The sequence below is a fragment of the Georgenia sp. Z1491 genome (assembly GCF_057652395.1).
In genome coordinates this window covers 2464049-2483750 of the sequence record NZ_CM172729.1, presented here as the reverse complement: position 1 = coordinate 2483750, position 19702 = coordinate 2464049, and the positions used below count along the sequence as shown (strand labels likewise).

At 72.6% G+C, this 19702-nt stretch carries 16 protein-coding genes; 10 read left to right on the top strand and 6 right to left on the bottom strand.

Annotation, left to right across the window (positions count from 1 at the left end):
- The first annotated feature begins 129 nt into the window (after positions 1 to 129).
- From fabG to AC24HA_RS11425, 3 genes are all read left to right on the top strand, one after another.
- Positions 130 to 855 (top strand): 3-oxoacyl-ACP reductase FabG, encoded by a 726-nt coding sequence (gene fabG / locus AC24HA_RS11435; RefSeq protein ID WP_425709681.1) that lies wholly within the window; start codon positions 130 to 132, stop codon positions 853 to 855.
- Between the two features lie 65 nt (positions 856 to 920).
- The gene (gene fabI / locus AC24HA_RS11430; RefSeq protein ID WP_425709680.1) at positions 921 to 1688 is read left to right on the top strand and encodes an enoyl-ACP reductase FabI; all 768 of its coding nucleotides are present in this window, start codon (positions 921 to 923) and stop codon (positions 1686 to 1688) included.
- Positions 1688 to 2191, top strand: coding sequence for a SixA phosphatase family protein (locus AC24HA_RS11425; protein WP_425709679.1), 504 nt, complete (start codon positions 1688 to 1690; stop codon positions 2189 to 2191). Before fabI ends, AC24HA_RS11425 begins: the two co-directional genes overlap by 1 nt.
- A gap of 82 nt (positions 2192 to 2273) precedes the next feature.
- Here the strand turns inward: AC24HA_RS11425 and AC24HA_RS11420 are convergent, their stop codons facing one another.
- The 4 genes from AC24HA_RS11420 to glgC form a co-directional block, all read right to left on the bottom strand.
- Positions 2274 to 3095 (bottom strand): phosphoenolpyruvate hydrolase family protein, encoded by an 822-nt coding sequence (locus AC24HA_RS11420; RefSeq protein WP_425709678.1) that lies wholly within the window; start codon positions 3093 to 3095, stop codon positions 2274 to 2276.
- 107 nt (positions 3096 to 3202) lie between these two features.
- Positions 3203 to 4432: a Tm-1-like ATP-binding domain-containing protein gene (locus AC24HA_RS11415; protein WP_425709677.1), complete on the bottom strand. Its 1230-nt coding sequence runs from the start codon at positions 4430 to 4432 to the stop codon at positions 3203 to 3205.
- Between the two features lie 106 nt (positions 4433 to 4538).
- The gene (serB, locus tag AC24HA_RS11410; protein WP_425709676.1) at positions 4539 to 5561 is read right to left on the bottom strand and encodes a phosphoserine phosphatase SerB; all 1023 of its coding nucleotides are present in this window, start codon (positions 5559 to 5561) and stop codon (positions 4539 to 4541) included.
- Positions 5558 to 6799, bottom strand: a complete 1242-nt coding sequence (gene glgC, locus AC24HA_RS11405) for a glucose-1-phosphate adenylyltransferase (protein WP_425709675.1) — start codon at positions 6797 to 6799, stop codon at positions 5558 to 5560. The genes serB and glgC overlap by 4 nt, the downstream gene beginning before the upstream one ends.
- Positions 6800 to 7051: 252 nt before the next feature.
- Between glgC and glgA the strand changes: the two genes are divergently transcribed.
- From glgA to AC24HA_RS11370, 7 genes are all read left to right on the top strand, one after another.
- Positions 7052 to 8278 (top strand): glycogen synthase, encoded by a 1227-nt coding sequence (glgA, locus tag AC24HA_RS11400; protein ID WP_425709674.1) that lies wholly within the window; start codon positions 7052 to 7054, stop codon positions 8276 to 8278.
- Positions 8279 to 8401: 123 nt separating this feature from the next.
- A complete protein-coding gene (locus AC24HA_RS11395; RefSeq protein WP_425709673.1) occupies positions 8402 to 9187 on the top strand; it encodes an ABC transporter ATP-binding protein in 786 nt (261 codons plus the stop codon).
- A gap of 160 nt (positions 9188 to 9347) precedes the next feature.
- Complete coding sequence (locus AC24HA_RS11390; RefSeq protein ID WP_425709672.1) at positions 9348 to 9887, top strand: NfeD family protein; 540 nt, start codon at positions 9348 to 9350, stop codon at positions 9885 to 9887.
- 57 nt (positions 9888 to 9944) lie between these two features.
- Complete coding sequence (locus AC24HA_RS11385; protein ID WP_425709729.1) at positions 9945 to 11258, top strand: SPFH domain-containing protein; 1314 nt, start codon at positions 9945 to 9947, stop codon at positions 11256 to 11258.
- Positions 11259 to 11435: 177 nt separating this feature from the next.
- The gene (locus AC24HA_RS11380; protein ID WP_425709671.1) at positions 11436 to 13175 is read left to right on the top strand and encodes an ABC transporter ATP-binding protein; all 1740 of its coding nucleotides are present in this window, start codon (positions 11436 to 11438) and stop codon (positions 13173 to 13175) included.
- Entirely contained in the window at positions 13172 to 15112 is a 1941-nt protein-coding gene (locus tag AC24HA_RS11375; protein WP_425709670.1) for an ABC transporter ATP-binding protein, read from the top strand. The genes AC24HA_RS11380 and AC24HA_RS11375 overlap by 4 nt, the downstream gene beginning before the upstream one ends.
- 56 nt (positions 15113 to 15168) lie before the next feature.
- Complete coding sequence (locus AC24HA_RS11370; protein WP_425709669.1) at positions 15169 to 16209, top strand: LLM class flavin-dependent oxidoreductase; 1041 nt, start codon at positions 15169 to 15171, stop codon at positions 16207 to 16209.
- 93 nt (positions 16210 to 16302) lie between these two features.
- On the opposite strand, the gene AC24HA_RS11365 is transcribed toward AC24HA_RS11370, so the two are convergent.
- Entirely contained in the window at positions 16303 to 18627 is a 2325-nt protein-coding gene (locus AC24HA_RS11365; RefSeq protein WP_425709668.1) for an FdhF/YdeP family oxidoreductase, read from the bottom strand.
- 3 nt (positions 18628 to 18630) lie between these two features.
- Positions 18631 to 19602: a formate dehydrogenase accessory sulfurtransferase FdhD gene (gene fdhD / locus AC24HA_RS11360; RefSeq protein WP_425709667.1), complete on the bottom strand. Its 972-nt coding sequence runs from the start codon at positions 19600 to 19602 to the stop codon at positions 18631 to 18633.
- Between the last annotated feature and the right edge of the window lie 100 nt (positions 19603 to 19702).

Genomic DNA, 19702 nt, shown 5'->3' with positions numbered 1-19702 from the left:
GGGTCAGGCCGTCGGACCGACGGGGGGTGGACGGCCGGGACAGGCCTGCCGGCCGGACCGCTGTCGGGACCGTCGGGGTCGATCGGCTAGCGTGGCCCGCGTGCGTACGCCAAGCATCGGGGAGATGACGTGACCGCGACCAACGGGTACGAGCCGCGCAGCATCCTCGTCACCGGGGCCTCCCAGGGCATCGGGGAGGCGATCGCGCGGCGTTTCGTCGACCTCGGCGACAAGGTCGCGGTGCTCTCCCGGTCCGGCCGCGGGCCCGAGGGGACGCTCGCCCTCGCGGGCGACGTGGCGAGCTCCGACGACGTCGACGCCGCCTTCGCCGCCGCGGAGGAGGCGCACGGCCCGGTCGAGGTGGTCGTGGCCAACGCGGGTGTCACCCGCGACCAGCTGCTCATGCGGATGAGCGACGACGACTTCGACACCGTCCTGCAGACGAACCTCGGCGGCGCCTTCCGGGTGGCCCGCCGCGCCTCGAAGGGCATGATCCGCCTGCGCCGCGGCCGGATCGTGCTCATCTCGTCGGTCATCGGCATGTACGGCGGACCGGGGCAGGTCAACTACTCCGCCGCCAAGGCCGGGCTCGTCGGGATGGCGCGCTCCATCACCCGCGAGCTCGGTAAGCGGTCGATCACCGCGAACGTCGTGGCGCCGGGCTTCATCGACACCGAGATGACCCGCGTGCTGCCCGAGGCGCAGCAGGAGACCTACCTCGGCGCCATCCCCGCCGGACGGTTCGGCGAGATCGACGACGTCGCGGGCGTCGTCGAGTTCCTCGCCTCGCCGTCCGCGGCCTACGTCTCGGGCGCCGTCATCCCCGTCGACGGCGGTCTCGGCATGGGGCACTGACCCCGACCCACCCTCGCGCCGGCGGCGCGGATCCCCCCGAACGAAAGACACAGAGAAGAGGACTCATGGGACTGCTGGAGGGCAGGACGGTGCTCGTCACCGGCGTGCTGAAGAACAACTCCATCGCCTTCCACGTGGCTCGGCTCGCACAGGAGCAGGGTGCCCAGGTGGTGCTGACCTCCTTCGGCCGGCAGATGCGGCTCACCGAGGTGACCTCCCGGCGCCTGCCCACCGAGGCGCCGGTGGTCCAGCTCGACGTCACGGACGCGGGAGACCTCGAGGCGCTGGAGGGCCGCGTGCGCGAGCACGTGGACCATCTCGACGCCGTGGTCCACTCCATCGGCTTCGCCCCCCAGTCGGTCATGGGCGGCAACTTCCTCAGCGGCCAGTGGCCCGACGTCGCCACCGCGCTGGAGGTCTCGGCGTTCTCGCTGAAGTCGCTCGCGGTCGCGGCGAAGCCCCTCATGGGCCCGGGCTCCGCCGTCGTCGGCCTCACGTTCGACGCCTCCTACGCGTGGCCGGTCTACGACTGGATGGGCGTGGCCAAGGCGGCGTTCGAGTCCACCGCCCGCTACCTCGCGCGGGACCTCGGCCCGGACGGCATCCGCGTCAACCTCGTCGCGGCCGGCCCCGTCCGCACCACCGCCGCGACCTCGATCCCCGGCTTCGATCAGATGGAGTCGACCTGGGACGCGCGCGCACCGCTCGGCTGGGACAACACCGACGCCGGACCGACGGCCCGCACCGTGCTGGCGCTGTGCTCGGACTGGCTGCCCGCCACCACCGGCGAGATCGTGCACGCGGACGGCGGCGTGCACGCCATGGGCCAGTGATGTCGAGGACGCTCGTCCTCCTCAGGCACGCGAAGGCAGCCCAGATCGGCAGGGCCGGTGACGCCTCGCGCGAGCTCTCGGGGCGCGGTGAGCGTCAGGCGCGCGCGCTCGGCCCGCTGCTGGCGGACCAGGTGGGCGCGATCGACGTCGCACTCGTCTCCACCGCCGCCCGCGCGGCGAGCACCGCCACGCTGCTGGCGCAGGGCGCCGAGGTCCGTGAGCGCCGCGACGTCCCGGAGATCTACCAGTACGCCGCCCGCGGCCTGCTCGACCTCGTGCGGGACACGGACGGTGACCCGGGCGTGCTCCTCGTGGTCGGCCACGAGCCGACGATCTCCTCGCTCGCCGCGTTCCTGCACGACGAACGCAACGACTCCCTCGCCCTGCAGGTCTCCCTCGGCGTGCCGACGGCCACGGCGTGCGTGCTCGACGTCCCCGGCCCGTGGGCCGAGCTCGACGGCGGGTCGGCGCACCTGCGCGCCCTCGTGCGTCCTTCGGCCTGAGGTCCTGGGAGCCGCGCGCCGGCGACTACCGCCCGGCCCGCCAGCGCTCGCCGGCCGATCGCAGGCCGACCGCCGGCACCCGTCAGAGGCGGATGCTCGTGAAGTCCTCGGTCTGCTTGCGGATCGCCACCTCGGTGGGGAGCCGCTCGATCGACGAGGCGCCGAAGAACCCGACGACCCCCTCGGTGTGGTCGAGGATGTACTGCGCGTCCTCCGGCTCCGCGATCGGGCCGCCGTGGCACAGCACGAGGATGTCGGGGTTGACCGCCTTCGCGGCGTCGTGCAGCTCCTGCACGCGCGTGGCGCACTCCTCGAGGGTCAGCGCGGTGGTCGCGCCGATCGTGCCCTTCGTCGTCAGCCCCATGTGGGGCACGAGCACGTCGGCCCCGGCGCGCGCCATGTCGGCCGCCTGCTCCGCCTCGAACACGTAGGGGGTCGTCAGCAGGCCGCGCTCGTGGGCCGCGGCGACCATGTCGACCTCGAGCCCGTACCCCATGCCGGTCTCCTCGAGGTTCTGCCGGAAGACGCCGTCGATGAGGCCGACCGTGGGGAAGTTCTGCACGCCCGTGAAGCCGACGCGGGCGATCTCGTCGAGGAACGGCCCCATGAGGCGGAAGGGGTCGGTGCCGTTGACCCCGGCGAGGACGGGGGTGTCCCGCACGACGGGGAGCACCTCGCGGGCCATCTCCATCACCACGGCGTTCGCGTCGCCGTAGGCCAGGAGGCCGGCGAGCGAGCCCCGGCCGGCCATCCGGTAGCGCCCCGAGTTGTAGATGATGACGAGGTCGATGCCGCCGGCCTCGGCGGACTTCGCCGACAGTCCGGTGCCGGCGCCGCCGCCGATGATCGGTCGGCCCGACTCGACGGTGGCTCGCAGGCGGGCGAGGGCGTCCTGACGCTTCATGGTGCGGGTGCTCCTTCGTGGGTGGGGGCCGGGTGTCGTGGTCGTCGCGGAGGTGGCGGCCGCCGTGGGTGGTGGCGCCGTCCCGGGCCGGGTCGGTGCGCTCCGCCTCAGCGGGCCGAGCGGATGAGCTCGTGCAGGGCGTCGGCCGCCCCTGTGCCGAAGCCCGGGTCGTTGACGGCGAGGTCGACCTCGCGCACCGCGACGTCGGAGCCGGCAAGGCCCGCCCGGATCGCGGCGAAGCACGCCGCGTCGGCCTCGGGGTCGTGGAACGGTCCGCCCTCGACGTCGATGCCGGACACGCCGCGCAGCGGGAGGTGGACCTCGACCGGGCCGCTCGCTGCGCGCAGCCTGGTGGCGATGCGTGTCCCGAGCTCGGCCATCTCCTCGGCCGTGGTGCGCATGAGCGTGACGGTGGGGTTGTGGACGACGAAGCTGCGGCCGGCGTACCGCTCGGGGACGGTCGCCTCGGGCCCGAAGTTGCACATGTCGAGCGCGCCGACGCTCACCACCTGCGGGAGGCCGGCCGCCCCGGCGGCCTGGAGCCGGTCGGGCCCGGCGGACAGCACGCCGCCGAGGAGGTCGTCGACGAGCTCGGTGGTCGTGAGGTCGAGGACGCCGTCGAGGAAGCCGTCGCGCACGAGGGTCTCCATCGCCCGGCCGCCCGCCCCGGTCGCGTGGAAGACGAGCACCTCGTAGCCGAGCTCGGACAGCCGGGCCCGGGCCTCGTCGACCGCGGGCGTGGTGAGCCCGAACATGGTGGCGCCGATCAGGTGCGCCTCGTCGCTGCGCTCGGCCGCCGCCCGCTCCTCGAAGCCGCGCGCCATCGCCGCCGCGGCGGCCACCGCGTTAGACAGGACCTCTCGCGAGATGCGGTTGATGCCCGCGACGTCGACGACGGACGGCATGATCGTCACGTCCGTGGCGCCCACGTAGGGGCTGACGTCGCCGGCCGCCATGGTCGTCACCAGGAGCTTCGGCACACCGACGGGGAGCGCCTGCATCGCGCGGGAGGCGACGGACGACCCGCCGGACCCACCGATGGCGAGCACGGCGTGGAGCTCGCCCGCCGAGTACAGGCGGGAGACGACCGCGGCCGCGCCCTCGCTCATGGCGGCGATGGCGGCGCCCCGGTCGTCGGCGCCGCGCAGGGTCTCGACGTCCGTGCCGGCGGCGGCCGCGACCTCGTCCGAGCCGATGTCGGCGATGCCGCCGCCGTCGGAGAACGTGCCGACGTCGATCAGGCGGGTCTCCACGCCCGCCGCGTGCAGCCGCTCGCGCAGCCAGGTGTGCTCGTCCCGCTTGGTGTCCAGCGTGCCGACGAGGACCACTGTGGTCATCTCTCGCTCCTTCGCGCAGATCGGTGTCCCGCACCCAGCCTGGCGCACCTGCCGGTGGGCCGCCAGGCCGGAGGCCCTGGAGCCGGTCGTCGCTCCTTGCGGGTCGCTACTCCTCGCCGGCTGCCTCGTCCGCCACGCCGGTGAGCGCGAGGGCGGTGTCGAGGCGGTCGCCCGTGATGAACGCGTCGGCGTTCTCCCGGACCACCGGGCGGCCCCCGTACCCGACGCCCAGGCCGGCCGCACCGAGCAGGTCGAGATCGTTCGCGCCGTCCCCGACGGCGAGGACCCGCGCCATCGGGACGCCCACCTCGCCCGCCCACCGCCTGGCGCGGTCGGCCTTGGCGGCCCGGTCGACCACCTCGCCGACGGTCCGGCCGGTGAGCCGGCCGTCGCCCGCGACCTCGAACGTGTTGGCCGCGACGAACCGCGTGCCGAGCGGCTCGACCGTGGGCGCGACGATCTCGACGAACCCGCCCGAGACCACGCCGGTCGGCACCCCGGCGTCCCGGGCGCGCAGGAACATGTCGGCGGCGCCGGGGGAGAGCTCGACCGCCGCCCGGACCGCGTCGAGCACCGCCGCGGCGTCGAGGCCGGCGACGAGGGCCACGCGCTCCTCGAGGGAGGCGCGGAAGTCGAGCTCGCCGCGCATCGCGCGCTCCGTGACGGCCGCGACCTCGTCCTCGACCCCGGCGTGCGCCGCGACGAGCTCGATGACCTCGCCCGCGAACAGCGTGGAGTCGACGTCGGTGAGGATCAGCCCGGGGCCGAGCTCGGCCAGCTCGCCGGTGGTCACCGCGACGTCGACGCCGAGCGCGGTCGCCGGGCCGCGGATCTCGTCGCGCAGCTCCCTGGCCGTGCGGGTGAGGGGCATGGGTGCGTCGTCGGGGGCCGTCTCCGCACCCGAGGAGCCGGGCAGGCGCAGCGCCCAGCCGACGGTGCGCAGCGGGCCGAGCGTGCCGTGGGCGGCCGCGACGTCGTCGGACCGGCCGGCGAGCAGGTCACCGACGTGCGTGACGAGCGAGACCGGCACGGGCCGCGGGGAGACGAGCGTGACGCGCAGCGCCGTGCCGCCCCCGGCGGGGACGGTCGGAACCGGCCGCAGGCCGGCCGACGAGGGGCCCGCCGTCACCTCGTGACCGTCATCCCCTTGGGGACGACGGTGATGCCCCCCGGGGTGATGGTGTAGCCGCGCGCACGATCGTGCTCGTGGTCGACGCCGATGGTTGCGCCCTGCTCGACGACGACGTTCTTGTCGAGGATCGCCTTGTTCACCGTGGCGTTGCGGCCGACCTGGACGCCGTCGAAGAGGACGGAGTCCCGCACCGAGGACCACGAGTTCACCCGGACGCCGGGGGAGAGGATCGAGCCGACGACCTCGCCGCCGGAGATGATGACGCCGGGGGAGATGATCGAGTCGAGCGCGTGGCCCAGGCGCTCCTGGTGCCCGTAGACGAACTTCGCCGGGGCGAGCCCGTGGTAGCCGGTGTGCAGGGGCCACTGATCGTTGTAGAGGTTGAACACCGGGACCACGGAGATGAGGTCCATGTTGGCCTCGTAGAACGCGTCCACGGTTCCGACGTCGCGCCAGTACGCCTTGTCCCGGTCGCTGGCCCCGGGGACCTCGTTGAACGTGAAGTCGTACAGCCCCGCCCGGCCCTCGGCGACGAAGCTCGGCACGATGTTGCCGCCCATGTCGTGGTTCGACCCGGAGTCGTCCGCGTCGGCGATGACGGCCTGGCGCAGGGCGTCGGCGTCCATCACGTAGTTGCCCATCGACGCGAGGATCTGGTCGGGCGCGTCGGGCAGGCCCTCGGCGTCCTTCGGCTTCTCGAGGAAGCTCTCGATCTTGTGCGGGTCGTCGGCCGAGGCCTGGATGACGCCGAACTGGTCGGACAGCGACAGCGGCTGCCGGATCCCGGCCACCGTGAGCGGGAACCCGGACTCGATGTGCTGGTCGACCATCTGGGAGAAGTCCATGCGGTAGATGTTGTCGGCACCGACCACCACCACGATGTCCGCCCGCTCGTCGTCGATGAGGTTGAGCGACTGGTAGATCGCGTCGGCGGAGCCGAGGAACCAGTTCTTGCCCTTGCGCTGCTGGGCGGGTACCGGCGCCACGTAGTTCCCGAGCAGGTTCGACATGCGCCAGGTCTGGGTGATGTGGCGGTCGAGCGAGTGCGACTTGTACTGCGTGAGCACCACGATCTTCAGGTACCCGGAGTTGACGATGTTCGACAGCGCGAAGTCGATGAGCCGGTAGGTGCCCCCGAAGGGGACGGCCGGCTTGGCCCGGTCCGCGGTGAGCGGCATGAGCCGCTTACCCTCGCCGCCGGCCAGGACGATCGCGAGCACGCGTGGGGATGCCATGGGCTCAGCCTAGGCGGTACCTGTGATCCCGAGCACGCGGTCCGACGGGCGGAGCGCGATCGTCCGGCACGCGGACCTCGACGGTCGGGGTCGCGCACCCCGGTCGGGCGCACCTCGGGCGCACCTCGGGCGGCCCGGTGGCGCGGCCCCTGGCCCGCACGACGTGGTGCGTTGCCGTGGCTTGGCGTTGTCGGCAGAGTGGGGCCGTGCGCGGACGCGCGCCCCGATCGTGCCGCAACGAGGAGGCCCACCGTGAGAGTCGACCTGATCACCCGCGAGTACCCGCCGCACATCTACGGCGGCGCGGGCGTGCACGTCTCGGAGCTGGCCCGCGTCCTGCGCCCGCGCATCGACGTGCGGGTCCACGCGTTCGACGGCCCCCGCAGCGAGGACGGACCCGGCGGCGTGCCCGTCACCGGCTACGGCGAGCTGCCCGAGCTTGAGGGCGCGAACGCCGCGCTGCGCACCTTCGGCGTGGACCTGCAGATCGCCGACCGGCTCGCCGGTACCGACCTCGTGCACTCCCACACCTGGTACGCGAACCTCGCCGGGCACCTGGGCGGGCTGCTCAACGGGGTGCCGCACGTGCTGTCCGCGCACTCGTTGGAGCCCATGCGCCCGTGGAAGGCCGAGCAGCTCGGCGGCGGGTACGCGCTGTCGAGCTGGGCCGAGCGCACCGCCTACGAGGGCGCGGCGGGCGTCGTCGCGGTCTCGAACGGTATGCGGGAGGACATCCTGCGCGCGTACCCGGGCGTGGACCCGGGCAAGGTCCACGTGGTGCACAACGGCATCGACCTCGACGAGTGGGCCCGCCCCACCGGCCCCGACGGCGAGGCCGCGATCGCCGCTGCCCGCGAGCGCCACGGCATCGACCCGGACCGGCCCGCCGTCGTCTTCGTCGGTCGGATCACCCGGCAGAAGGGCCTGCCGCACCTCCTGGCCGCCGTCGAGCGGCTCCCGGAGGAGGTGCAGGTCGTCCTGTGCGCCGGCGCCCCGGACACCAAGGAGATCGCCGCCGAGGTCTCCGGCGCCGTCGCCGAGCTCGCGCAGCGTCGCACCGGCATCGTGTGGATCGAGGAGATGCTGCCGCGCGAGCAGCTCGTCGCCGTCCTGGCCGCCTGCGACGTCTTCGTCTGCCCGTCCGTGTACGAGCCGCTCGGCATCGTCAACCTCGAGGCCATGGCGGTCGGCCTGCCGGTCGTCGGGTCCGCCACCGGCGGCATCCCGGACGTCATCGTCGACGGCGAGACCGGCACGCTCGTGCCCATCGACCAGCTGCAGGACGGCACGGGCACGCCGACGGACCCCGAGCGGTTCCACGCCGACCTGGCCGCGGCGCTGACCGATCTGGCGACCGACCCCGGGCGGGCGCGCGCCCAGGGTGTCGCCGCCCGGCGCCGGGTCGAGGAGCACTTCGCCTGGAGCGCCGTCGCCGAGCGCACGATCGCCGTGTACGAGCAGGTCCTCGCCGGGCGGTAGCCGGGCCGCGGCGGGGGTCCGGCCGGGCGGCGACGCCGTGGGCGCCCGCCGGCAGCCTCGCGAGGCCGAGCGGCCGGGCGGGTCGGGCCGCCCGCCCGACGGCGGCGACCTACGCTGGGTGCCATGGGTGATGTCCTGACGCTGTCCGACGTCCGTGTGCGCCGCGGGCAGGCCGAGCTCCTCAAGGGGGTCGACTGGTCGGTCGACGACGGTCAGCGCTGGGTGATCGTCGGACCCAACGGCGCCGGCAAGACGACGCTCGTCTCGCTGCTGGTCGGCCAGGTCTTCCCGACCACCGGCACGGTCGACGTCATCGGTGAGCGCCTCGGGCGCGTCGACGTCGCCGAGCTCCGCCAGGTCGTCGGGTTCGCCTCCTCGGCGGGCGAGCGGCGCGTGTACGCGTCGGAGACCGTGCTCGACGTCGTGCTCACCGGCGCCTACGGCATCCAGGGGCGGTGGCGCGAGAGCTACGAGCAGCTCGACACCGGCCGGGCCCGCGCCCTGCTCAGCTACGTCGGCATGAAGGACCTGCGCGACCGCACGTTCGGGACGCTGTCCACGGGCGAGCGCAAGCGCGTCCAGATCGCCCGTGCGCTCATGCCGGACCCCGAGGTGCTCGTCCTCGACGAGCCCGCCGCCGGCATGGACCTCGGTGGTCGCGAGGACCTCGTCGCCTCGCTCGCGCGGCTCGCGCGCGACCCGCGAGGCCCGGTGATGATCCTCGTGACCCACCACCTCGAGGAGATCCCGCCCGGCTTCACCCACGCGATGCTCATGGACGAGGGGCGGGCCGTCTCGGCCGGTCCCATCGAGGAGGTCCTCACGGCCGAGGCGATCTCCTCGCTCTACCGCATGCCGCTCACCCTCACCGTCGACGAGGGGCGCTACCACTCCCGCCGCAGCGTCTAGCACCGTCCGCGGCGGCCCGACCAGCCCGCGGCCTCGGACCCGCCGGCAGCGGCTCGCACCGCCGGCTGCCCCGGACCCGTTCCGTCCGGGTCAGATCTGCCCCCGTGGCGCGGACGTCGCACCGGTAGACTGGCCGTACCTACAGGGAGGAGGTCGGACCATGTGGTGGATCTGGCTGGTCACGGCGATCGCGCTCGGCATCGTCGAGATGCTCACCGTCGACCTCATCTTCCTCATGCTGGCCGGCGGCGCCGCCGCCGGCACGCTCGTCGCGCTCACCGGCGCCCCGATCTGGGTGCAGGCGGTCGTCGCCGGTCTCGTCGCGCTCACGCTGCTCTTCGTGGTGCGCCCCTGGGTCAAGGAGATGCTCGCGCGCTCCACGCCCGACACGCCGATGAACATCCGCGGCCTGGTCGGACAGATCGCGCACACGCTCACCGAGGTCACCGACCGGGAGGGTCGCGTCAAGCTCCACGGCGAGGTGTGGTCGGCCCGCACCGCCCCCGACGTCCTGCCCCGCCCGGCCGACGAGGACGTGCGGGTCGTGGAGATCGACGGGGCGTTCGCCGTCGTCGCGCCGCTCGACGTCGTCGGCGACCCCTACGGCACCGCGCCGCCGGCGCGACCCTGGAACGCCGGCTTCGGACCGGGTGACCAGGTGCCACCCACGTACCGGCCCGGGCCCGCCCCCGGCTACTAGACCCGTCGGCCGGCCGCGGCCGTCGTTCCCACGACACAGGAGAGATACGTGGACAGCATCACCGAGTGGATCATCCTCGGCGTCATCGTCATCGCGGTGGTGGTGATCCTCAGCAAGGCGGTCGTCATCGTCCCGCAGGCCGGCGCCCTCATCGTCGAGCGGCTGGGCAAGTACCACTCGACGATGTTCGCCGGGTTCCACGTCCTCATCCCGTTCTTCGACAAGGTGCGCGCCCGGGTGGACCTGCGCGAGCAGGTGGTCTCGTTCGCGCCGCAGCCCGTGATCACGTCGGACAACCTCGTGGTCTCGATCGACACCGTCATCTACTTCCAGGTGACCGAGCCGGGCGCGGCCGTCTACGAGATCGCGAACTACATCACCGGTATCGAGCAGCTGACCGTCACCACGCTGCGCAACGTCATCGGTTCGATGGACCTCGAGCAGACGCTGACCTCGCGCGACCAGATCAACAGCCGGCTGCGCGGCGTGCTCGACGAGGCGACCGGCCGCTGGGGCATCCGCGTCAACCGCGTCGAGCTCAAGGCGATCGACCCGCCCCAGTCCGTCCAGGGCGCGATGGAGCAGCAGATGCGCGCCGAGCGCGACCGCCGCGCCGCGATCCTCACCGCCGAGGGTGTCAAGCAGTCCGCGATCCTCACCGCCGAGGGTGAGAAGCAGTCCCAGATCCTGCGGGCCGAGGGTGAGGCGCAGTCCGCCGTCCTGCGGGCCCAGGGTGAGTCCCGCGCGATCCACGAGGTCTTCCAGGCCATCCACTCCGCCGACGCCGACGACAAGGTGCTGTCCTACCAGTACCTCCAGACGCTGCCGGAGATCGCGAAGACGCAGTCGAACAAGATGTGGTTCATCCCCGCCGAGGTCACCGGTGCGATGGCCTCCCTCGCGAGCGCCTTCGGCCCCGAGGGCGGCAGCGGCGGCGGGTCGTTCCGCGCCCCGACGCCGCCGCGTCCCCCGCGGCGCGGCGACGGCGACAGCGCGGAGAGCGGGCCCTCGACGTCGACCCCGCCGCCGTCGACCGCGTTCGACGCGCCGAGCCTGCAGGACCCGCAGGAGGCGCTGCGCGAGGCGCGCGCCGACGTGGCGAGCGCCGAGAGCGAGGTCAGCGAGGAGCCCGGCATCGGCGGTCGCCGGGCGACCCGGTCCCGGGCCGCGGGCGACGCCGGCGCTCCGCCGGTGGGCGGTGCGGCGCCGGGTGGTCCGACGACCGGTGCGCCCGGTGCGCCCGCGGGTGGTGCGCCCACGGGTGGGCCCGCGACCGGCGGCCCCGCGACGGGTGGCCCCGCCCACGGGCAGGGCCCGGCCGGCACCACGCGCGCCTGGAACCCGGGCGGCCAGCCGCCGTCGCGGGCCTGACCCACGGCCCGCCAGGCTCCCTGACGACGGAGCCCTCGCGGTACCGACCGACCGCCGGCCCCGGCAGCCCCCGCGCTGCCGGGGCCGGCGTCGTTCGTGGCGGCTGCCCGCTGCGCGCACGGCCGGTCGCTGCGCACCGATGACGACGAGCGGTCGGTGCAGTGCCAGGATGTCCGGGTGCTCCTGCGCCTCCTGAGGTACTACCTACGTCCGCACGCCCGCACGCTCGGCGCGATCCTCCTGCTCCAGCTCGTCTCGACGCTGGCCGCGATGATGCTGCCCAGCCTCACGGCGGACGTCATCAACGACGGGCTGCTGGCGGCCGACTCCGGCGCCGTGATCCGCATCGGGCTCGTCATGCTCGGCATCTCGGCGATCCAGATGGCCGCCCAGATCACGACCGCGTTCCTCGCCGCCCGCATGGCGGCCCGCGCGGGCGGCGCGATCCGCCGGTCGGTCTTCGCCAAGGTCCAGCGACTCTCGGTGGCCGAGGTGTCCACCGTGGGCGCGCCGTCGCTGGTGACCAGGTCGACCAACGACGTCCTCCAGGTCCAGATGCTCACCCTCATGGGCTCGATGTTCCTCGTCATGTCGCCGATGATGATGGTCGGCGGCATCGTCATGGCGGTCCGCGAGGACCCGCCGCTGTCGTGGCTCATCGTCGCCGCCGTACCGGCGCTGCTGCTCGTCATGCTCGGCGCGATCCTGCTCGCCCGGCCGATGTTCGAGGTCGTGCAGAAGCGCATCGACCGCATCAACCGCCTCATGCGCGAGCAGGTCTCCGGCGTCCGCGTCATCCGGGCCTTCACCCGGCAGGGCACGCAGCGGGCCACGTTCGACGTCGCCTCGAACGAGCTCGCCGGCACGCAGCGGCGCATCGGCGTGATCTTCGGGATCACCTTCCCGCTGGTGCAGCTGCTCATCATGGGCGGCCAGGTGCTCGTCGTCTGGTTCGGCGGCCTGCGCGTCGACGCGAACCAGATGGAGATCGGCTCGATCGTCGCCTTCCTCAGCTACCTGATGTTCATCTTCATGTCCGTGATGTTCTCGGTGATGCTGCTGATGATGGTGCCGCGCGCCGCGGTCTGCGCCCGGCGCATCGTCGAGGTCCTCGACATCGCCCCCGCGATCGCCCCGCCGGCGCAGCCCGAGCCGATCGGCGACCGCGCGGAGGGGCGCCGCGTCGATCTCGTCGACGTGACCTTCGGCTACCCCGGCGCGGACGAGCCGGTCCTCGACCGGATCTCCCTCACCCTCGAGCCGGGCACGACGACGGCGGTCGTCGGCTCCACCGGGTCCGGCAAGACGACGCTCGTCAACCTGCTGCCCCGGCTGCTCGACGTCTCCTCGGGCTCGGTGCGGATCGGCGGCGTCGACGTCCGCGCCGCCGCCCTGCCGGACGTGCGCTCGCGCATCGCGCTGGTCCCGCAGCAGGCCTACCTGTTCGGCGGGACCGTGCGGTCGACGCTCTCGCTCGGCTCGGGCGAGGTGCCTGAGGAAAGGCTGTGGCAGGCACTCGAGGTCGCGCAGGCGGCGGAGTTCGTCTCGGACCTCGACGACGGCCTCGACTCCGCCGTCGAGCCGGGCGGGCAGAACTTCTCCGGCGGCCAGCGCCAGCGCCTGGCGATCGCCCGAGCCCTGGTCCACGGCGGTGAGATCTACGTCTTCGACGACGCCTTCTCCGCCCTCGACATGGCGACCGACGCCCGCCTGCGCGCCGCGCTGCCGCAGATGACGACGGGAGCGACGGTGCTCGTCGTCGCCCAGCGCGTCTCCACCGTCCGGGACGCCGACCAGATCGTGGTCCTCGACGCCGGTCGCGTCGTCGGCCGGGGCACGCACGAGGAGCTGATGGGGGCCAGCGAGACCTACCGCGAGATCGTGCTGTCCCAGATCTCGGCGGAGGAGGCGGCATGAGCCGGCAGGACCGGCCGATGCCCGGGGAGAGGCCCGCGAACTTCGGCGCCACGATCCGGCGGCTCCTCGCCGAGATGCGACCCGAGCGGCTCGCCCTGGTCGCGGTCGTGCTGCTCGGCATCGTCTCCGTCACCCTCTCCGTGCTCGGCCCGCGCTACCTGGGTGAGGCGACCGACGTCGTCGTCGAGGGCTTCGCGAGCCGGCTCGTCCCCGAGGGAGTGACCCTCGACCAGGCCATCGCCGGCCTGCGGTCGTTCGGGCAGGACGAGATGGCCGACATGCTCGCCGCCATGCCCGGCCTCGAGCCCGGAGCCGGCCTCGACCGCACCGAGCTGGCCCGCTCGCTCGGGATCGCGCTGGGCGTGTTCGCCGGCGGTGCCATGGCGATGGCCGCGAACATGCTCATCCTCAACGTCGTCGTCCAGCGGGTCGGCGTCCGGCTGCGCGCCAAGGTGCAGGCCAAGGTCGACGCCATGCCGCTCGCCGAGCTCGACCACCGCTCGAGGGGCGACCTGCTCTCCCGGCTGACGAACGACATCGACAACATCACGCAGGCCCTCAACCAGACGCTGTCCCAGCTCATCACGTCCGTGCTGACGATCGTCGGCGTGCTCGCGATGATGGTGTGGATCGACTGGCGCCTCGCGATCGTCGCCGTCGTCACCGTGCCCGTCTCGGCCGTCATCATGGGGATCGTCGCCAAGCGGGCGCAGCCCCACCACGTGGCGAACTGGACGGCCACGGGCGAGGTCGGCGGCACCGTCGAGGAGGCCTTCAGCGGACACCAGCTCGTCCAGGCCTTCGGCGCGGAGGACGAGTTCGGCACGCGGTTCGTCGAGCAGAACGACCGGCTCGTCGCCGCCGCCGACCGCTCCCAGTTCCTGTCCGGCACGATGATGCCGCTCATGCAGTTCGTCTCGAACATCTCCTACGTCCTCGTGGCGGTGTTCGGCGTCCTGCGCGTCTCGCAGGGCGGGGTCACCATCGGTGAGGTCCAGGCCTTCGTCACCTACTCGCGCCAGTTCGGGCAGCCCATCGGGCAGCTCGCCGGCATGGCCGCGCTCGTCCAGTCCGGCGGGGCATCGGCGGAGCGGGTCTTCGAGCTGCTCGACGCCGCTGAGATGGAGCCCGATCACCGGGACCCCAGGCGGGTGAGCGACGTGCGCGGCGACGTGCACTTCGAGGACGTCGACTTCCGCTACGTTGACGACGTGCCGCTCATCACCGGCCTCGAGCTGCGGGCGAGGCCGGGGCAGACGGTCGCGATCGTCGGGCACACGGGTGCGGGCAAGACGACGCTCGTCAACCTGCTCATGCGCTTCTACGAGGTGCGCGGCGGACGGATCCTCGTCGACGGCATCGACACCCGCGAGATGACCCGCGACCACCTGCGCAGCCACATCGGCATGGTCCTGCAGGACACGTGGCTGTTCGAGGGGACCGTCGCCGAGAACATCGCCTACGGCCGCGACGGCGCGACGCGCGAGGAGATCGAGGCGGCCGGCGAGGCGGCGGGGGTGGAGCGGTTCGTCCACTCCCTGCCCGACGGCTACGAGACCCTCATCGAGGAGGACGGCGGAGGCGTGTCCGCGGGGGAGCGGCAGCTCATCACCATCGCGCGCGCGTTCCTCGCCGACCCCGCGATCCTCGTCCTCGACGAGGCGACGAGCTCGGTCGACACCCGCACCGAGGTGCTCGTCCAGGAGGCGATGAGCCGGCTGCGCGAGGGACGTACCGCGTTCGTCATCGCCCACCGGCTCTCCACCATCCGCGACGCCGACGTCATCCTCGTCATGGACAAGGGGGCGATCGTCGAGCAGGGCACCCACGAGGAGCTGCTCGCCGCCGAGGGACCGTACTTCCGGCTCTACCGGTCCCAGTTCGTCGGCGCCATGGTCGGGGACGTCAACGAGGTGGGGCAGGACGCGGGGGAGTAACGGGCGAGGGGTAGTCGCGGGGGAATACCTCGCGGAGTGATCGCGCTGTCCCGACAGTGAGCACCGATTCCGCCGCGCAGCGTCCCGATCTGTCCGTCCTCGAGCTCGTCGGCCGTCCGGAGGGGTCCTCGCCGGCGCAGGCGGTCGAGAACGCCATGCGCGCCGCCGAGGAGGCCGACCGGCTCGGTTACTCGCGGTACTGGTTCGCCGAGCACCACAACACGGCCACGTTCCTGTCCTCGGCCACCATGGTCCTCATGGCGCTCGCCGCCCAGCGCACGAGCCGCATCCGCATCGGCTCCGGCGGCGTCATGCTCCCGAACCACCCGCCGCTGTCGGTCGCGGAGCAGATCGGCACGGTGGCCCAGGTGGCGCCGGGCCGCGTCGACCTCGGCCTGGGCCGTGCTCCGGGCACCGACCAGCTGACGGCCTCGCTCCTGCGCCGCGGCGAGGCGGACCCGCAGTCATTCGCCCGCGAGATCCTCGCCCTGCGCGGCTACTTCTCCGAGGCGAACACGGCTCCCAGCTCCCGGGTCCGCGCCGTCCCCGCCGGCGGTACCGAGGTGCCGATCTGGGTGCTCGGCTCCTCCCTCAACGGCGCCTCGATCGCCGGCCAGCTCGGTCTGCCGTTCTCGTTCGCCTCCCACTTCGCGCCCCAGGCGCTCGCCGAGGCCGTCGGCGTCTACCGCGCCCAGTTCTCCACCGAGGCCCCGACCGCGCAGATCGACGCCCCGCGTCTCATGGTGGGCGTCAACGTCGTCGTCGCGGACACCGAGGCCGAGGCGCAGCGGATCTTCACGACGCACCAGATGATGGCCGCCGGGATCGTCACCGGCGCCCGCGAGCTGCTCCAGCCGCCGGTCGACGACATCACGAGCGTGGTGCCGCAGCGCGTCCTCGACGCGACGTCGAACATGCAGGCCGTCTCCGCGATCGGTACCCCCGACCAGGTGCTCGAGAAGCTCGACGGCATCGCGGAGGCCACGGGAGCCGACGAGATCATCACCGTCACCTACGCGTACGACCCCGAGGTACGCCTGCGCTCGATGCGGATGCTCGCCGAGGCGTGGGGGCTGGACGCCGCAGCCGCGGCCTGAGCGCCGGCCGCGGGACACCCTCGCCGAGATCGACGGATCCCGTGCGACCTCGGCGCGTCGACGTCGATCGTGGTGGGTCGACGTCGCCGGCGGTCAGACGGTGACGGGGCGGCCGACCCCGACCGGGGTGCTGGACGGCTCCATGCGGATGATGATCGCCTTCGACACGGGGGTGTTGCTGCCGAGCGCCACGGAGTCCAGCGGCACGAGCGCGTTGGCCTCGGGGAAGTAGGCGGCGGCGCAGCCCCGCGCCGTCGGGTAGGCGACGGTCCGGAAGCCCCGCAGGACGCGGTCGGGCTGGCCGGGCCACTCGCTGAAGATGTCGACGATCTGGCCGTCGGCCAGTCCGAGCTCGGCGAGGTCGTCCGGGTGCACGAAGATGACCGACCGCCCCTTCTTGATGCCGCGGTAGCGGTCGTTCAGGCTGTAGATCGTCGTGTTGAACTGGTCGTGCGAGCGGACGGTCTGCAGGATGAGCCGGTCCGGCGGGCACTCGATCGGCTCGAACGTGTTGACCGTGATGCGTGCCTTGCCGGTGGCCGTGTCGAACCGCCGTTCGTCGCGCGGCCCGTGGGGGAGCACGAAGCCGTCGCGGCTGCGGGTCCTGGCGTTGTAGTCGGCGCAGCCGGGCACGACCCGGGCGATGTGGTCGCGGATGACGTCGTAGTCGTCGATCATGGCGAGCCAGTCGATGTCGTGACGGTCACCGATGGTGGCGTGCGCGATGCCGACGACGATCGCCACCTCGGAGCGCACGTCGTCGGAGATGGGTGGGATCTTGCCGTGCGAGGCGTGCACGGCACAGACCGAGTCCTCGACCGTGACGTACTGCGGACCGGTGGCCTGCAGGTCGACCTCCGTGCGTCCGAGGACCGGCAGGATGAGTGCCTCGTCGCCGGTGATGACGTGGCTGCGGTTGAGCTTCGTGGACAGCTGGACGCTCAGGCGGGTCCTGCGCATGGCCGACTCGGCGAGATTCGTGTCCGAGATGGCGCCGAGCAGGTTGCCGCCGAGCGCCATCCAGACCTTGATCCTCCCCTGGTCGAGCGCACGGATGCCGTTGACGGCGTCGACCCCGTGCTCGCGCGGCGCCTCGAAGCCGAACTCGTCGCCGAGGGCCTTGAGGAACGACTCCGGCATCTTCTCGGCGACGCCCATCGTGCGGTCGCCCTGCACGTTGGAGTGCCCTCGGATGGGGGAGGCGCCCGCGCCGGGCCTGCCGATGTTGCCGCGCAGCAGCAGAAGGTTGATCATCTCCTGGATCGTGGCGACGCCCTGGCGGTGCTGGGTGATGCCCATGGCCCACGCGATGATGACCTTGTCCGCGGCGATGTAGCGGTCGGCGAGCTCGTCGATCTCCTCGGCGGAGAGCCCCGTGACCCGCTCGACCTCGAGGTCGTCCACGCTCGCGATGTGCTCGGCGAAGGACGTGAAGCCGTCGCAGTACGTGTCGATGAAGTGGTGGTCGAGGACCGTCCCGGGCGCTGCGGCCTCTGCCGCGAGGACGCGTTTGGCGACGGCCTGCATGAGCGCCATGTCGCCGCCCGACCGGATCTGCAGGAACTGGTCGGCGATCTTCGTCGCCTTGCCGAGGTAGCCGCGCACCCGCTGCGGGTCCTTGTAGCCGATGAGGCCGGCCTCGGGCAGCGGGTTGATCGCGACGACCTGCGCCCCGTTCTCCTTGGCCTCCTGCAGGGCCGTGAGCATCCGGGGATGGTTGGTCCCCGGGTTCTGCCCCATGATGATGATGAGGTCGGACTCGGCGAAGTCGTCGTAGTGCACGGTCGACTTGCCGATCCCCACCGAGTACGTCATGGCCGTGCCGGTGGACTCGTGGCACATGTTCGAGCAGTCCGGCATGTTGTTCGTGCCGAACGCGCGGGCGAAGAGCTGGTAGGCGAACGCGGCCTCGTTCGAGGCGCGGCCGGAGGTGTAGAAGGCGGCCTCGTTCGGGTCGTCCAGCGCACGCAGGTGGTCCGCGACGATCCCGTAGGCCCGCTCCCAGGTGATCGGCGCGTAGTGGTCGGAGTCCGCCGCCTTGTAGTACGGCTCGGTGAGTCGGCCCTGCATGCCGAGCCAGTACTCGGTCTTGTCCTCGAGCGACGTCAGGGAGTTGTTCGCGAAGAACGACCTCGGCACCGTCAGCGGCGTCGCCTCCCACGTCACGGCCTTGGCGCCGTTCTCGCAGAACTCGGCGACCTTGCGGTGCGCGGGGTCCGGCCACGCGCAGCTCATGCAGTCGAAGCCGTCCTTGTGGTTGATCGCCGCCATGAGCCGGGCCGTGCGGGCAGGTCCCATGGTGCGGATCGCCGGCTCCATCGAGTGCCGGACGCCGTCGAACCCCGCCGCGAAGTCCTTCGGCTCGGAGATCTCCAGGTCGGCGTCGGAGAAGTCCTCGATCGGTGCCTTCGGCGTCATTGCTCAACCACCTTGTCTCATGCTCGAGCGCTGAGGCTCGACAACGCTGGTTCCCGACGATACCGCCGTCCGGGCAGGGGGCTCCGGTTCGTCGTCGGCGGACTCGGCCAGGGGTTCGGCCACGGGTTCGGCCTGGGGTTCGGCCACGGGGTCGTTCGTGATCCGGTCCGGCCGGGCGTAGACGACCATCGAGTCGCCGCGCAGGAAGCCGACCAACGTCAGGCCGGCCTCCTCGGCGAGCTCGGCCGCGAGCGAGGAGGGGGCCGAGACGGCCGCGAGCACGGGGGCGCCCGCCATCAGGGCCTTCTGCGTGAGCTCGAAGCTCGCCCGGCCCGAGACCATGAGGACGAGTCCTCTGCCGGGGATGAGGCCCTGCAGGAGGGCCCAGCCCATGACCTTGTCGACCGCGTTGTGGCGGCCGACGTCCTCGCGCAGGACGAGCAGCTCGCCGGTCGCGCCGTCGAACAGCCCCGCGGCGTGCAGCCCGCCGGTGCGGTCGAACACCGCCTGCTTCTCGCGCAGGAGGTCCGGGAACGTGATGAGGCGGGATGCGTCGAGGGTGAGCGGGTCGTCGTCGACGGTGAACCGGCTCTGGGTGCGTACCGCGTCGATGCTCGCCTTCCCGCACAGCCCGCACGACGACGTCGTGTATAAGTTGCGTTCCAGGCTCGGGTTGGGCGCGGGGACGTCCGGGGCGAGGGTGACGTCGAGGATGTTGTAGGTGTTCGGCTCGCCGTCCGACGCACAGTGGATGCTGCCCGCGAAGTGCTCGGCGTGGTGGATGACGCCCTCGGAGAGGAGGAAGCCCGCGGCGAGCTCGACGTCGTGTCCCGGGGTGCGCATCGTGACGGCCAGGGAGGTGCCGGACACGCGGATCTCCAGCGGTTCCTCGACGGCGAGGTGGTCCTCCCGCCGGCGTGCCGGTCCGCCCGCGGTCAGGCGGGTGATGCGGCGGCGGGCGGCGATCCGGGACATCGACCCTGGATAGCACCGAAGCTCGGTCGGGACAATGCGACCGCTCGGGTGTGGGCCGGTGGGGCCTCGCGCAGCGATACGCTCCGGGACCAGCCAGTCG